Genomic DNA, 15,404 nt, shown 5'->3' with positions numbered 1-15,404 from the left:
AAATGACTATGCAACGCTACTCGGGCTTCGGCCTCTTCAAACACTCTCTCAGCCACCATGAAAACTGGCAGAAAATGTGGCGCACGCCGACCCCTAAAAAGGTCTACGACGTGGTCATCGTCGGCGGTGGCGGGCATGGTCTCGCAACGGCCTATTACCTGGCCAAGGAACACGGCATCACCAACGTGGCCGTGGTCGAGAAAGGCTGGCTGGGCGGCGGTAACACCGCGCGCAACACCACCATCGTGCGTTCCAACTACCTGTGGGACGAGTCGGCGCACCTGTACGAACACGCGATGAAATTGTGGGAAGGCCTGTCCCAGGACCTGAACTACAACGTGATGTTCTCCCAGCGCGGCGTCTACAACCTGTGCCACACCCTGCAGGACATCCGTGATTCCGAGCGTCGTGTCAGCGCCAACCGCCTCAACGGCGTCGATGGCGAACTGCTCGATGCCAAGCAAGTGGCCGACGAGATTCCGTACCTCGACTGCTCCAAGAACACTCGCTACCCGGTGATGGGCGCGACCGTCCAGCGTCGCGGCGGCGTGGCCCGTCACGATGCCGTGGCCTGGGGCTTTGCCCGGGCCGCCGACGCCCTCGGCGTGGATCTGATCCAGCAGACCGAAGTGATCGGTTTCCGCAAGGAAAACGGCGTGTGCATCGGCGTTGAAACCAACAAGGGCTTCATCGGTGCCAAGCGCGTCGGCGTGGTGACCGCCGGTAACTCCGGGCACATGGCCAAGCTCGCCGGCTTCCGCCTGCCGATCGAATCCCACCCGCTGCAAGCGCTGGTGTCCGAGCCGATCAAACCGATTATCGACAGCGTGATCATGTCCAACGCCGTACACGGCTACATCAGCCAGTCCGACAAGGGCGACCTGGTGATCGGCGCCGGTATCGACGGCTACAACGGCTACGGCCAGCGTGGTTCGTACCCGGTGATCGAGCACACCATCCAGGCCATCGTCGAGATGTTCCCGGTGCTGTCGCGTGTACGCATGAACCGTCAGTGGGGCGGCATCGTCGACACCACGCCGGATGCCTGCCCGATCATTTCGAAAACCCCGGTCCCGAACATGTTCTTCAACTGCGGTTGGGGCACCGGCGGCTTCAAGGCCACACCCGGCTCGGGCAACGTGTTTGCCGCAAGCCTGGCCAAGGGTGAAATGCACCCGCTGGCGGCACCTTTCTCCATCGACCGCTTCCACAACGGTGCGCTGATCGACGAACACGGCGCTGCTGCCGTCGCCCACTAACAGGAGAAATTTCCTATGTTGCATATCTTCTGTCCTCACTGCGGCGAACTGCGCTCCGAAGAGGAATTCCATGCATCCGGCCAGGCGCACATCCCGCGTCCACTGGATCCGAACACCTGCACCGACGAGGAGTGGGGCGACTACATGTTCTTCCGCGATAACCCGCGCGGTCTGCACCACGAGCTGTGGGATCACGTCGCCGGTTGCCGTCAGTACTTCAACGTCACCCGCGACACCGTGACCTACGAGATTCTCGAAACCTACAAGATCGGCGCCAAGCCACAATTCACCGACAAGACCGATAGCCCGAAAGCGGCCAGCACGGCTCTGGGAGAGAAGGTATGAGCCAGATCAATCGCCTGTCCAACGGCGGACGGATCGACCGCAACAAAGTCTTGAGCTTCACCTTCAACGGCCAGAACTACAAAGGCTTCGAAGGCGATTCCCTGGCCGCTGCACTGCTGGCCAACGGTGTCGACATCATCGGTCGCAGCTTCAAGTATTCCCGTCCGCGCGGCATCTTCGCCGCCGGTGCCGAAGAGCCGAACGCGGTGCTGCAGATCGGCGCCACCGAAGCCACGCAGATCCCGAACGTGCGCGCCACGCAACAGGCGCTGTACCAAGGCCTGGTCGCCACCAGCACCAACGGCTGGCCGAGCGTGAACAACGACATGATGGGGATTCTCGGCAAGGTCGGCGGCAAGCTGATGCCGCCGGGCTTCTACTACAAAACCTTCATGTACCCGCAATCGTTCTGGATGACTTACGAGAAGTACATCCGCAAGGCTGCCGGCCTGGGCCGCTCGCCGACCGAGAACGATCCGGACACCTACGACTACATGAACCAGCACTGCGACGTGCTGATTGTCGGTGCCGGCCCTGCTGGCCTGGCCGCTGCACTGGCGGCTGCGCGCAGCGGTGCCCGTGTCATTCTGGCTGACGAACAGGAAGAGTTCGGCGGCAGCCTGCTCGATTCCCGCGAAAGCCTCGACGGCAAGCCTGCGATGGAGTGGGTGGACAGCGTCATCGAAGAACTGAAGAACACCCCGGACGTGCTGCTGCTGCCGCGCGCCACCGTCAACGGCTACCACGACCATAACTTCCTGACCATTCACGAGCGCCTGACCGATCACCTCGGCGACCGCGCACCGATTGGCCAGGTGCGTCAGCGCATCCACCGGGTTCGCGCCAAGCGCGTGGTGCTGGCGACCGGCGCTCACGAGCGTCCACTGGTCTACGGCAACAACGACGTACCGGGCAACATGCTCGCCGGCGCCATCTCGACCTACGTGCGTCGTTACGGCGTGGCACCGGGCAAGAAGCTGGTGCTGTCGACCAACAACGACCACGCCTACCGCGTTGCCCTGGATTGGCTCGATGCCAGCCTGCAAGTGGTGGCCATCGCCGACGCCCGCAGCAACCCTCGCGGGGCGCTGGTGGAAGAAGCCCGCGCCAAAGGTATCCGCATCCTCACCGGCAGCGCCGTGATCGAAGCCCGTGGCAGCAAGCACGTGACCGCTGCCCGCGTGGCCGCCATCGATGTCAAGGCGCACACCGTGACCAGCCCTGGCGAATGGCTCGATTGCGACGTGGTGGCCAGCTCCGGCGGCTACAGCCCGGTGGTTCACCTGGCTTCGCACCTGGGTGGCAAGCCGATCTGGCGCGAAGACATCCTCGGTTTCGTACCGGGCGAAGCACCGCAGAAACGCGTGTGCGTCGGTGGCATCAACGGCGTCTACGGCCTCGGCGATTCCCTGGCCGACGGTTTTGAAGGAGGCGCTCGCGCCGCCGCTGAAGCCGGGTTCCAGACTGTCGAGGGCTTGTTGCCGAAAGCCCTGAGCCGTCTCGAAGAGCCGACCCTGGCGCTGTTCCAGGTGCCCCATGAAAAGAACACCGCACGGGCGCCGAAGCAATTCGTCGACCTGCAAAACGACGTCACCGCCGCCGCCATCGAACTGGCAACCCGTGAGGGCTTCGAGTCGGTCGAGCACGTCAAGCGCTACACCGCGCTGGGCTTCGGCACCGATCAGGGCAAGCTCGGCAACGTCAACGGCCTGGCTATCGCTGCCCGCTCGCTGAACGTGACCATCCCGCAGATGGGCACCACCATGTTCCGTCCGAACTACACGCCGGTGACTTTCGGCGCCGTGGCCGGCCGTCACTGTGGGCACATCTTCGAGCCGGTGCGCTACACCGCACTGCATCAATGGCACCTGAAAAACGGCGCCGAGTTCGAAGACGTCGGCCAGTGGAAGCGTCCTTGGTACTTCCCGAAATCCGGTGAAGACCTGCATGCCGCGGTGAAGCGCGAATGCAAAGCCGTGCGCGACAGCGTCGGCCTGCTGGATGCTTCGACCCTGGGCAAGATCGACATCCAGGGCCCGGATACGCGTGAGTTCCTCAACCGCGTCTACACCAACGCCTGGACCAAGCTCGATGTGGGCAAGGCGCGTTACGGCCTGATGTGCAAAGAAGACGGTATGGTCTTCGACGACGGTGTGACGGCTTGCCTGGCCGACAACCATTTCGTCATGACCACCACCACTGGCGGCGCGGCTCGCGTCCTGCAGTGGCTGGAGCTGTACCACCAGACTGAATGGCCGGACATGAAGGTGTACTTCACCTCCGTTACCGACCACTGGGCAACCATGACCCTGTCCGGGCCGAACAGCCGCAAGCTGCTCAGCGAAGTCACCGACATCGACCTGAGCAACGAAGCCTTCCCGTTCATGACCTGGAAAGAAGGTCTGGTCGGTGGTGTGCCGGCGCGGGTATTCCGGATTTCGTTTACCGGTGAGCTCTCGTACGAAGTCAACGTGCAAGCCGACTATGCGATGGGCGTGCTGGAAAAAATTGTTGATGCTGGCAAGAAGTACAACCTGACCCCGTACGGCACTGAAACCATGCACGTGCTGCGGGCCGAGAAGGGCTTCATCATCGTCGGTCAGGACACTGACAGCTCGATGACCCCGGACGACCTGAACATGGGCTGGTGTGTCGGTCGCACCAAACCGTTCTCGTGGATCGGCTGGCGTGGCATGAACCGTGAAGACTGCGTGCGTGATCAGCGCAAACAGCTGGTTGGCCTGAAGCCGATCGATCCGAACAAATGGCTGCCGGAAGGTGCGCAACTGGTGTTCAACACCAAGCAAGCCATCCCGATGACCATGGTGGGTCACGTGACTTCCAGTTACCTGCACAACTCCCTGGGCTATTCGTTCGCCATGGGCGTGGTCAAGGGCGGGTTGCAGCGGATGGGCGAGCGCGTGTTCGCACCGCTGGCCGACGGCAGCGTGATCGAGGCGGAAATCGTTTCTTCGGTGTTCTTCGATCCGAAAGGCGAACGCCAGAACGTGTGATTGCCGGATGTGGTGATGACTGTAGGAGCCGGCTTGCTGGCGATGAACGATAACGCGGTGCATCTGATACACCGCGTCGTTTGGATCGCCAGCAAGCCGGCTCCCACAGGAGGCAACCGCACCATCAACAGAATTCAGGAAAGGTGCTTTATGACCGCAGCCAATGTTTACCAACAACGCCCAACCTCCGGGGCCAAGGCCGAGTCGTCGCTGCATCACGCCGACCTCGCCAGCCTGGTGGGTAAGGGCCGCAAGAACGCCGGCGTGACCGTGCGTGAGAAAAAACTTCTCGGCCACCTGACCATCCGTGGCGATGGCCACGATGCCGCGTTTGCCGCAGGCGTACACAAAGCCCTGGGCATCGAATTGCCGGGTGCACTGACCGTCATCGTCAAAGGCGAAACCAGCCTGCAATGGATGGGGCCGGATGAGTGGTTGCTGATCGTGCCGACCGGTGAAGAACTGGCCGCCGAGCAAAAACTACGCGAAGCGCTGGGCGATCTGCACATTGCAATCGTCAACGTCAGCGGTGGTCAGCAAGTCCTCGAGCTGAGCGGCCCGAACGTGCGCCAGGTACTGATGAAGTCCACCAGCTACGACGTGCACCCGAACAACTTCCCGGTGGGCAAAGCCGTCGGCACGGTGTTCGCCAAGTCGCAACTGATGATCCGTCACACCGCCGAAGACACCTGGGAACTGCTGATTCGTCGCAGCTTCTCGGATTACTGGTGGCTGTGGTTGCAGGATGCGTCGGCTGAATACGGGCTCAGCGTTCAGGCCTGATCACCACCGCCACTGTAGGAGCGAGCCTGCTCGCGATGGACTTCAAGGCAACGCGTTGAATCAGGAAGTACGCGTCATCGTTGGCCTCCATCGCGAGCAGGGCTCGCTCCTACAGTAGGCATCCACCGATTTCACAGGAGTCACCGCACCATGAGCCGCGCCCCAGACACATGGATTCTGACCGCCGACTGCCCCAGCGTGCTCGGCACCGTGGACGCGGTGACCCGCTTTCTGTTCGAGCAGGGCTGCTACGTCACCGAGCACCATTCCTTCGATGACCGGCTCTCCGGCCGTTTCTTCATTCGCGTGGAATTCCGCCAACCCGATGGCTTCGACGAACAGTCGTTCCGCGCGGGCCTGGCCGAGCGTGGCGAAGCGTTTGGCATGATCTTCGAACTGACCGCGCCGAACTATCGGCCGAAAGTGGTGATCATGGTCTCCAAGGCCGATCACTGCCTCAACGACTTGCTCTATCGCCAGCGCATCGGCCAGTTGTCGATGGACGTGGCTGCCGTGGTCTCCAACCACCCGGACCTCAAGCCACTGGCCGACTGGCACCAGATTCCGTACTACCACTTCCCGCTGGACCCGAACGACAAGCCGTCGCAAGAGCGTCAGGTGTGGCAGGTGATCGAAGAGTCCGGTGCCGAACTGGTGATCCTTGCGCGCTACATGCAAGTGCTGTCGCCGGAGCTGTGCCGCAAGCTCGATGGCAAGGCGATCAATATCCATCACTCCCTGCTGCCCGGGTTCAAGGGCGCCAAGCCGTATCACCAGGCCTACAACAAGGGCGTGAAACTGGTGGGCGCCACGGCGCATTACATCAATAACGATCTCGACGAAGGTCCGATCATTGCCCAGGGCGTCGAGGCGGTGGATCACAGTCATTACCCGGAAGATCTGATCGCCAAGGGGCGGGATATCGAAGGGCTGACTTTGGCCCGTGCCGTTGGGTATCACATTGAACGAAGAGTGTTTTTGAACGCCAATCGCACGGTCGTTCTCTAGATCGCCATCGCTGGCAAGCCAGCTCCTACAAGATTTTGTGTCGTTCACAAATCTTGTGTTCGCCCCGAATCACTGTAGGAGCTGGCTTGCCAGCGATGAGGCCCTAACAGGCAACAAAAGAAACAGCATCTATACCCGAGCACTTAACGCGCTGCCTGCCTGGGCAACGCGGTTTCATAAAAACAACAGCGAGGTGAAAGCATGTCTGGCAATCGTGGTGTGGTGTATCTCGGCGCTGGCAAGGTCGAAGTGCAGAAGATTGACTATCCGAAAATGCAGGACCCGCGTGGCAGGAAGATTAACCACGCCGTCATCCTGCGTGTGGTTTCCACCAACATCTGTGGTTCCGACCAGCACATGGTGCGCGGTCGTACCACCGCTCAAACCGGCCTGGTACTGGGCCACGAAATCACCGGCGAAGTGATCGAGAAGGGCAGCGACGTCGAGAACCTGCAAATCGGCGACCTGGTATCCGTACCGTTCAACGTCGCTTGCGGGCGCTGCCGTTCCTGCAAAGAGATGCATACCGGCGTGTGCCTGAGCGTCAACCCGGCGCGTCCGGGCGGTGCCTATGGTTATGTCGACATGGGCGACTGGACCGGTGGCCAGGCCGAATACGCCATGGTGCCGTACGCCGACTTCAACCTGCTGAAACTGCCGGATCGCGACCGGGCCATGGAAAAAATCCGTGACCTGACTTGCCTCTCCGACATCCTGCCGACCGGCTATCACGGTGCCGTGACCGCCGGCGTTGGTCCTGGCAGCACGGTGTACATCGCCGGTGCCGGTCCGGTCGGTCTGGCGGCGGCCGCATCCGCTCGCCTGCTCGGCGCGGCAGTGGTGATTGTCGGTGACGTCAACACCGTTCGCCTGGCTCACGCCAAGGCCCAGGGCTTCGAGATCGCCGACCTGTCGCTGGACACGCCGCTGCACGAACAGATCGCCGCGCTGCTGGGCGAACCGGAAGTGGATTGCGCTATCGACGCCGTCGGCTTTGAAGCCCGTGGCCATGGCCACGACGGCGTGAAACACGAAGCCCCGGCCACCGTGCTCAACTCGCTGATGGGCGTGGTGCGTGTGGCAGGCAAGATCGGCATCCCCGGCCTCTACGTGACCGAAGACCCGGGTGCTGTCGACGCTGCCGCGAAAATGGGCAGCCTGAGCATTCGCTTCGGTCTGGGCTGGGCCAAATCCCACAGCTTCCACACCGGTCAGACCCCGGTAATGAAGTACAACCGCGCGCTCATGCAAGCGATCATGTGGGACCGCATCAACATCGCCGAAGTGGTGGGTGTTCAGGTGATCAGCCTGGATCAGGCGCCGCAGGGTTATGGCGAGTTCGATGCCGGCGTGCCGAAGAAGTTTGTGATCGATCCGCACAAGATGTTCAGCGCGGCGTAAGCCTTCAGGCCAAATGAAACGGCGACCTTCGGGTCGCCGTTTTTTTTGAGCTGTAAACAATACCTTGTGGCGAGGGGGCTTGCCCCCGTTCGGCTGCGAAGCAGTCGTGAAACCAGCAAATGCGGTGTGTCTGACAGTTCCCTTTTTCAGGATTTGGGACCGCTTCGCGGTCCAGCGGGGGCAAGCCCCCTCGCCACAAAGGCAATTACAGGGCTGCCAACGCCCCTTGGTACAGCACCGGCCCAGTCGGTTGCCCGGTCGGCGAACCGCCCTTCGGTTCAAGACTGACCGCCAGCGCAATCGGCTTGCCGATCAGCGCTTTCTGCGCGTCGCTCAGCTCAACTTTGCCTTTGCCGCCCGCCGGGATCACACCAAGGGAAATCGGCTTGCCGTCCGCGGGGATTGCCCATAGTTCCAGGCTGCGGTCCGGCTCGATCGCGGCCAACGCCAGCGGCTCGACCTGCAGGTAATCCTGGTGGGCCTGCACGCGCAATGCCGCTTGTGCCTCGGCGTTGACCAGCGTGGCGCTGTAGCGGGCATCGTCGGGGAGGTAGAGCACGCCGAGAGTCACTGCGATCACCAGCGAGCACACCGCCGCCGTCACCCGCAGCCAATTCCAGAACGGACGCTTCTCTGGCACGTGCAGCACTTGTGGTTCGATTCGCGCGGTAATGCCTTGCCAGATGCGATCCGGTACCGGCTGCTCCGGCAGGGCGTCGGTCAGGCTGGCCAGGCTTTCATGCCACTGTGCCAATTCCGCGCGCAAGGCCGCATCCTCCAGCAACAGCTGTTCGAAACGCCGGCGCGCGGTGGCGGGCATCAGGCCAATGGCATAGTCGGCGGCGAGGGCGCGGCGCAGGGTCGGGGTTCGATAGTTCATGATTCAAGGCACCTGCGCAGGCGTTCCATGCCCCGGCGAATCCAGGATTTCACCGAGCCCAGCGGCGCGGCCAGGTGTTCGGCCAGCTCGGAGCATGACAGCCCCTGGAAATAGGCGACGGTAATCGACTGGCGCTGCATGCCTTCGAGGCTGTCCAGGCAGCGGTTCAAGGCGCTGGCGTCGCGGGCACTGGCCAGTTGCTCGTGGGCCGATGGGCTTTCATCCACGAGCATCTGTTCCTCGAGATCGTTCAATGGCCGATCGCGATGTTTGCGCAGCTGGTCGATGGCCTGATGACGGGTGATGTTGATCATCCAGGTCAGCGGCGCCGACAGATGCGCTTCGTAGCGCGATGCATTGTTCCAGATGCGCACAAAGCTCTCTTGCAGTACCTCTTCGGCCAGGTCCGGCCGGCCCATGAAGCGCAGCGCTACCCCGTGCAAACGCGGGCCGACACTGCGGTACAGCGTCTCGAACGCGCGGCGGTCGCCCAGTGAACACTGGGCCAGCAGTTGCCTGAGCTGATCGGCGTCGGTGATGGGAATAGCGGTTCTCCCGGAAAGCGGGGCAGGGGGCCGGTTGCAGGCAGAGGTTAGTTCACGGTGCGCAGTTGTTCCATTCACGGCGAACACCTCGGGAAGACGGCCGCCCCCGAGGCGCGGGGACGGCGGCTCGGCTCAGCTTTTCGGCATCAGCACCTTGTCGATGACCTGAATCACCCCGTTGGACTGGTACACGTCATAGATGGTGATATCAGCGACGTCGCCTTTTTCATCCTTGATGGTGATGTTGTGCGGGCCGTTCATCATTGCCCACAGTTTGCCGCCGGCAACCGTCGTCAGTTCGGCTTTGCCGCCACCGGCCCTGATCTTCTCGGCCAGGGTCATCATGTCGAGTTTTCCGGCGACCACGTGGTAGGTGAGGATGTGGGTCAGCGTGGCCTTGTTGGCCGGTTTGAGCAGGGTGTCGACGGTGCCGGCAGGCAGGGCGGTGAAGGCCGAATTGACCGGGGCGAACACGGTGAACGGGCCTTTACCCTTGAGGGTGTCGACCAGGCCGGCGGCTTTTACCGCGGCAACCAGGGTGGTGTGATCGGCGGAGTTCACCGCGTTATCGACGATGTCCTTGCTCGGTAGCATGGTCTGGCCACCGACCGTGACGACATCGTGGCCCATGTCCGCCGCTTGCACGGTGTTCAGGACGAGTCCGCCACCAAGGGCCAGGGTCAGCAGGCTGGCAATCAATGGCGTTTTGATCGAAGTGCGTTTCATGGGGATGATCCTTGTGATGAGAATCGGCCAGGAGTGTCTGTCCGTGCTTGATATACGCGGGAGGAGCCAGACTGGATGCAGGGTGGGGAAGTTTTTTCATGTAGGAGCGAGCTCGCTCGCGATGGACGTCAACGCTAACGCACACTTCCTGAATCAACGCGTTGCCTTGGAGTTCATCGCGAGCGAGCTCGCTCTTACAGGGGGGAGGGAACAATCCTCGGGGATTCCAGTCCAATGGGCAGTTTTTCGCCGCCCATTGCCGGGCGGTGTTCATAGAGGATGTCTGAATGAAGGTTTTACGTGGTTTTGCCCTGGCATCGCTCTTGACCCTGGCGGTCAGCCCGGCCTTTGCACAGTTCAACCTGAGCGATGCGGCCAGCGCGATTGCGGGCATGCAGGGCGGTGACGCGGCTGCGACTGCCGCACCAACGCCGCAGACAGCCGACCTGCTGAGCACGCTCAGTCAATTGAACATCACCCCACAGCAAGCCGTCGGCGGTGCCGGGGCGATGCTGGGCCTGGCGAAGAATCAGTTGAGTTCGACCGATTACTCGGAACTGGCCAAAAGCGTGCCGGGCATCGACATGCTCTCGGGCGGCGGTGAGTTGGGCGCGCTGGCCGGCCTGCTCGGTTCCAGCGGCAAAGCGGCAGGGCTGGATAACGCCCTGGGCAACGTCAAGGACACCAACGACCTGAACAACGCCTTCAGCGCCCTGGGCATGGACAGCGGCATGATCGGCCAGTTTGCTCCGGTGCTCCTGCAATACCTCGGTCAGCAGGGCGTCGGTGGTTCGCTGCTGGGCAGCCTGGGTAGCATCTGGGGTGCCGGCACCGGTAGCTGATTCAACGAGACTCGGCGCGCAAGGCGTCGATGCGCCGGTCCTTCTCGATCCAGAGCTGGTTGACCCAGTTCTGGATTTTTTCGCGAAACAGCGGATCGTTTTCGTAATCGCCCTGCCACAGCGCCGGGTCGAGTTCGCGGGTCTTTATGTCGATGATGACCCTTGGCACATTGCCGCTGATCAAGTCCCAGAACCCCGGAATCTTCTGCTGCGGGTAGACCACTGTCACATCGAGAATCGCGTCCAGCTGTTCGCCCATCGCGGCCAGCACAAAGGCCACTCCGCCGGCCTTGGGCTTGAGCAGGTGAGTGAATGGCGACTGCTGTTGAGCGCTTTTCGCCGGGGTGAAGCGCGTACCTTCCAGATAATTGACCACCGTCACCGGTTGGCGCTTGAACAGCTCGCAGGCTTGTCGGGTGATCTCCAGATCCTTGCCCGCCAGTTCCGGGTGCCTGGCCAGGAACGCCTTGCTGTAGCGCTTCATGAACGGGTAATCCAGCGCCCACCACGCCAGGCCAAGGAAAGGCACCCAGATCAGCTCTTTCTTGAGGAAGAATTTGAAGAATGGCGTACGCCGGTTCAGCGTCTGGATCAGCGCCGGGATGTCGACCCAGGATTGATGGTTGCTGATCACCAGATACGAGGTATCGCGGCGCAGATCGTCACCGCCACGGATGTCCCATCGGGTGGGAATACACAGGCGGAAAATCAGCTTGTCGAATTCCGACCAGGTCTCGGCGATCCACATCACCGCCGATGAAGCGTAATCGCGAAAGCGGCCGGGCAAGACCAGTTTGAGCAGGGCAAACACCATCAACGGCCCGATCAGGACCAGGGTGTTGAGCAAAAGCAGCAGGGTCACGAAACAGCCGGTGAGCAGGCGGCGCATAGGTCACTCGTGGAAGCGGTTGGGCGCGCCATGATAAGCAGCTTCGGGCGACAGGCCAAATCGGGGGTGACGAATGTTTCACCTTCAGGCCGGTAACCTTGTGGGAACGATCAAGCGGACAACGGTCTAAAATTCGGCTGTTCACTCTCATGGAAGCCCATCACGTGAAATCCCTCCTTGCAGTGCTCTCCCTCATCGCTCTGCCGGTCATGGCCGCCGAGCCGACCCTGTACGGGCGTTACGAATACATCGCCCTGCCGGAAATCGGCGGGCAAGTCCTCAAGGCCAAAATGGACACCGGCGCCCTGACCGCATCGCTGTCGGCCAGGGACATCGAAACCTTCAAGCGTGACGGTGAAGACTGGGTGCGATTCCGCCTCGGCACCAAGGATGCGAGCAACCAGGTCTACGAACACAAGATCGCGCGCATCAGCAAGATCAAGACCCGTTCCGAAGAGGATGAAGAAGACAACGAAGTCGTCGCGCCCACCAAGCGTCCGGTGGTTGATCTGGAACTGTGCCTGGGCAACGTCAAGCGCACCGTCGAGGTCAACCTCACCGACCGCAGCAGCTTCAACTACCCGTTACTGATTGGCGCCAAGGCGTTGCGTGAATTTGGCGCGGCGGTGAACCCGGCCCGGCGGTTTACGGCAGACAAACCCGATTGCTGATTGACGATGACGAAGCGGCCATTGCCGGCGCGCTGATTTTTTGCCCTGCAAGGCGAGAAGGTCACCCCTGCATGAGCCTGTGCCTGGACTATCAATTCTGATAGTCCAGACGACCGGCAAGGCGGCCCCTCTGGGTGTTCATCTAGCCTTGATCGATCAGCGCGGAGGGCCCAAGAATGGAATTCGTCACTGTCGTACATCGACATACCCCCCAACTTTCCCTGATTGACCCTCGTGGCCTCGCGGCAGCGACTGTGGTTTATCACCAGACACCCGATTCTGTGACCCGCCCCGCCCCGCGCACTACCCGGCAGATTTACTCCGTGCCTGGGCACCTGGTGGCGAACCAGGACCCGCGCCTGAGTGCAGGGGGCGTTGGCGTGGATGCGGTCACCCGCGTGAACAGCTTGTCCGGGGCAGTGCTACTGGCCCAGAGCGTTGATGCGGGTTGGCGCCTTTCCTTGCAGGATGAGACTGGCCAAGTACGCCAACAATGGGATGGCATGGGGAATATGTCCTGCTTTGAGTTTGATGGGATGGGGCGGCCCCTGAGCATTGAGCAATCGACTGCTCACGGCCCGGATCTGTGCATTGAGCGTTTTTACTATGGATCGTGCGGGCCTGAGTTCAGTCAGCGAAATCATTGCGGCCAACTGATTCGTCATGCGGATACGGCGGGGGTTCATGCCGTGGCTCACTTTGGTCTGCAAGGAGCACCGCTTGAAGAGTCCCGCCGCTTTCTAACCGAATTCGAACACGTCGGCTGGCCCGCTAACGAGGATGAGCAGGATGCTCTGCTTGAACCGGGCGCCGATAAAATCTACACCACTCGGTGGCAGTACAGCGTGCTGGGGGAGTCCCTTCTGCAGATTGATGCCGCCGGGCACGCCCGGCGTTATCGGTACGATTTGGCCGGTCAGTTGGAGGCGGCCTGGCTGGTTGTAGCCGACAAGGATGAGCGCCTCCTGGTTAGCGATCAGATGTACAACGCCTCAGGCAAGATAGAACAGGAAAAGGCAGGAAACGGCGTCATTAGCATGTGGACCTATGATCCTGCTGACGACCGTATGCGGCAATTGTCAGCCCGCAAAGGTGGACGAGTTCTGCAAGACCTGCGGTACGACTATGATCCTGTGGGCAACATTATTTCCATGGACGATCAGTCCCAGCCGGTCACCTGGTTTGCCAACCAGCGCGTTGATCCAATCAACCGTTACTGCTACGACTCCCTTTATCAACTGATCAGTGCTACCGGTCGTGAGGTGGCTTCAGCGGGCAACGGTCCTGGCTTGCCTGGCTTGATATCGCCCGTGGACCCCAGTCGACTGCAGAATTACCTGCAAACGTGGAGCTATGACGCAGGCGGCAACCGGATCGAACAACGTCATAGCGATAGGCCGAGCCATTTCATGGACATTGCGCCTGACAGTAATCGTGGCCTGGTTCGAGTTGAAGGCAAGGAGCCGGATTTTGGCGCGAGTTTCGACAGCAACGGAAATCTCAAGGTGCTGGTTCCAGGCCAACTGATGCGCTGGACGGTGCGCAACCAACTGGCGGAAGTGATCCTGGTCCATCGGCCAGGTGCTGAGAACGACAGCGAACGATACCTCTATGACAGTGCAGGCTTGCGGGTTCGCAAACTGCGCACTTTGCTCGCGGCAAAGGTGACCCGAAAGGTGCAGGTACGGTATTTGCCCGGTCTGGAAATTCGCACCGAAGGGGCAGATACCGATGACGAAGTGCTGCATGTCATCACGACGCAGGCCGGACGCAGTTCTGTTCGGCTATTACATTGGAAAGAGGGTCGGCCCTCTGAGATTTCAAAAGATCAACTTCGTTATAGTCTCGATGATCTTTTGGGTAGTAGTGCGTTGGAGCTGGATGAACAGGCTGACTTGATCAGCTATGAAGGATATTACCCTTATGGAGGGACCGCCTGGTGGATGGGGCGCTCCCAAGTAGAGGTTAAATATAAGTTCGTGCGTTACTCTGGTAAGGAGCTGGATGTAACGGGGCTTTATTATTATGGGTTTCGTTATTATGCACCTTGGTTAGGGCGGTGGATTAATCCTGATCCGGCGTGGGGTATTGATGGATTGAACTTTTATAAAATGGTGCGTAATAACCCGATCGTCCTTAGGGATGAGTTTGGCTTATATAGTGGTGTTGGTGATATAGATGAAATTGCCGTTGAGCAAGTTCTCGGCTACAGGATTCTTGGTCGTGGTCGCTCGCAACAAACACCATCAACAAACCTACTCCTCGATCGAGGGCTGGATGCGGCTCAACGCGTACTTCACCAAACTATCGCTGAGCTGGAAAGTGGCTCAGCGATGGACACCAGGCTGGATGATGTATACGGGAAAGGAATAGGTATTGGCTTCAAGCCTGCATTGATTAATTGGTATAAGAAGCTCAGGAATGAGTTTGTGTCATACATTTCTGGAAGTAACAGAGATCAATTTGTGTTTTTGAATTCTGTCCAGAAAAAAAATTCAACGCTAGCTTTTGTGTTTCCTCAAGATAAACACAGGCGCGTGTTTTTAACGGCTAAGGCAGTTCAAGACGAAAAAAAGACACTTAATTTGGCTATGACGCTTATTCATGAAGTTTCACATTTGGTACTTAATACACATGACTTTTACTATTATTCAGAGGCGGCATTGTCAAATGAAGATTATCACGGCTTATTGGATGGGTTGAAGTACGAGGCCGAAGTTGCTAGCAAAGGTTTGGAGGGTAGTCCATCAGATATTGTAAAAAAACTGACAGCGCTCGTCGCGGATAAAAAAATTAGTGATCGAGAGCTAGTTGGTATTTTTGGCACCGCAAATTTGTCAACACTCGCCCGCGGTATTGAAACGGATCCACAGTTTCGATCCAGAGCCCTGTTCTACAATGCCGATTCCTTTTCGATGACAGCGATGCTTGTTGGTGGAGGAGCGCTCAGGAATTTGTTTAGACATAACAGTAACCCGATGCCCGAGCCTGAACCGGATTATTGATCCTTGTGGCCAGTTCGGGTCAGGGGTTCTGTTTTC

The 15,404-nt window shown here is 60.0% G+C and carries 13 protein-coding genes; 9 read left to right on the top strand and 4 right to left on the bottom strand.

Features of this window, described 5'->3' with window-relative positions:
* Positions 1 to 8: 8 nt before the first annotated feature.
* From B0D71_RS22525 to fdhA, 6 genes are all read left to right on the top strand, one after another.
* Positions 9 to 1,259 (top strand): sarcosine oxidase subunit beta, encoded by a 1,251-nt coding sequence (locus B0D71_RS22525; protein WP_007947735.1) that lies wholly within the window; start codon positions 9 to 11, stop codon positions 1,257 to 1,259.
* Between the two features lie 15 nt (positions 1,260 to 1,274).
* Entirely contained in the window at positions 1,275 to 1,604 is a 330-nt protein-coding gene (locus B0D71_RS22520) for a sarcosine oxidase subunit delta (RefSeq protein ID WP_056726580.1), read from the top strand.
* Entirely contained in the window at positions 1,601 to 4,618 is a 3,018-nt protein-coding gene (locus B0D71_RS22515) for a sarcosine oxidase subunit alpha (protein WP_103396679.1), read from the top strand. The genes B0D71_RS22520 and B0D71_RS22515 overlap by 4 nt, the downstream gene beginning before the upstream one ends.
* 150 nt (positions 4,619 to 4,768) lie before the next feature.
* Complete coding sequence (locus tag B0D71_RS22510; protein ID WP_103396678.1) at positions 4,769 to 5,401, top strand: sarcosine oxidase subunit gamma; 633 nt, start codon at positions 4,769 to 4,771, stop codon at positions 5,399 to 5,401.
* Between the two features lie 150 nt (positions 5,402 to 5,551).
* The gene (gene purU, locus B0D71_RS22505) at positions 5,552 to 6,409 is read left to right on the top strand and encodes a formyltetrahydrofolate deformylase (protein WP_007981374.1); all 858 of its coding nucleotides are present in this window, start codon (positions 5,552 to 5,554) and stop codon (positions 6,407 to 6,409) included.
* A gap of 201 nt (positions 6,410 to 6,610) precedes the next feature.
* Positions 6,611 to 7,810: a formaldehyde dehydrogenase, glutathione-independent gene (gene fdhA / locus B0D71_RS22500; RefSeq protein ID WP_103396677.1), complete on the top strand. Its 1,200-nt coding sequence runs from the start codon at positions 6,611 to 6,613 to the stop codon at positions 7,808 to 7,810.
* 205 nt (positions 7,811 to 8,015) lie between these two features.
* On the opposite strand, the gene B0D71_RS22495 is transcribed toward fdhA, so the two are convergent.
* From B0D71_RS22495 to B0D71_RS22485, 3 genes are read right to left on the bottom strand one after another with little or no spacing between them, the layout of a single operon-like run.
* The gene (locus B0D71_RS22495; protein ID WP_103396676.1) at positions 8,016 to 8,690 is read right to left on the bottom strand and encodes an anti-sigma factor; all 675 of its coding nucleotides are present in this window, start codon (positions 8,688 to 8,690) and stop codon (positions 8,016 to 8,018) included.
* Positions 8,687 to 9,313 carry a sigma-70 family RNA polymerase sigma factor gene (locus tag B0D71_RS22490; RefSeq protein ID WP_103396675.1) on the bottom strand — a complete coding sequence of 209 codons (627 nt, stop codon included), beginning with the start codon at positions 9,311 to 9,313 and terminating at the stop codon, positions 8,687 to 8,689. The genes B0D71_RS22495 and B0D71_RS22490 overlap by 4 nt, the downstream gene beginning before the upstream one ends.
* Positions 9,314 to 9,367: 54 nt before the next feature.
* Positions 9,368 to 9,961 (bottom strand): fasciclin domain-containing protein, encoded by a 594-nt coding sequence (locus B0D71_RS22485; RefSeq protein ID WP_103396674.1) that lies wholly within the window; start codon positions 9,959 to 9,961, stop codon positions 9,368 to 9,370.
* A gap of 287 nt (positions 9,962 to 10,248) precedes the next feature.
* Between B0D71_RS22485 and B0D71_RS22480 the strand changes: the two genes are divergently transcribed.
* Entirely contained in the window at positions 10,249 to 10,803 is a 555-nt protein-coding gene (locus B0D71_RS22480; RefSeq protein WP_103396673.1) for a DUF2780 domain-containing protein, read from the top strand.
* Between the two features lies 1 nt (position 10,804).
* Here B0D71_RS22480 and B0D71_RS22475 read toward each other — a convergent pair whose 3' ends face one another.
* A complete protein-coding gene (locus tag B0D71_RS22475) occupies positions 10,805 to 11,692 on the bottom strand; it encodes an acyltransferase (RefSeq protein WP_103396672.1) in 888 nt (295 codons plus the stop codon).
* A gap of 164 nt (positions 11,693 to 11,856) precedes the next feature.
* Between B0D71_RS22475 and rloA2 the strand changes: the two genes are divergently transcribed.
* Together rloA2 and B0D71_RS22465 are read left to right on the top strand one after the other, a co-directional pair.
* Entirely contained in the window at positions 11,857 to 12,363 is a 507-nt protein-coding gene (gene rloA2 / locus B0D71_RS22470) for a retropepsin-like aspartic peptidase RloA2 (protein WP_103396770.1), read from the top strand.
* Between the two features lie 380 nt (positions 12,364 to 12,743).
* Positions 12,744 to 15,368: an RHS repeat domain-containing protein gene (locus tag B0D71_RS22465; RefSeq protein ID WP_240635724.1), complete on the top strand. Its 2,625-nt coding sequence runs from the start codon at positions 12,744 to 12,746 to the stop codon at positions 15,366 to 15,368.
* The last annotated feature ends 36 nt before the right edge of the window (positions 15,369 to 15,404 follow it).

This window comes from Pseudomonas laurylsulfativorans, assembly GCF_002906155.1.
Lineage (GTDB): Bacteria > Pseudomonadota > Gammaproteobacteria > Pseudomonadales > Pseudomonadaceae > Aquipseudomonas > Aquipseudomonas laurylsulfativorans.
Note: the sequence above shows the minus strand (reverse complement) of the source record. Positions and strands in the feature narration are given on the sequence as shown.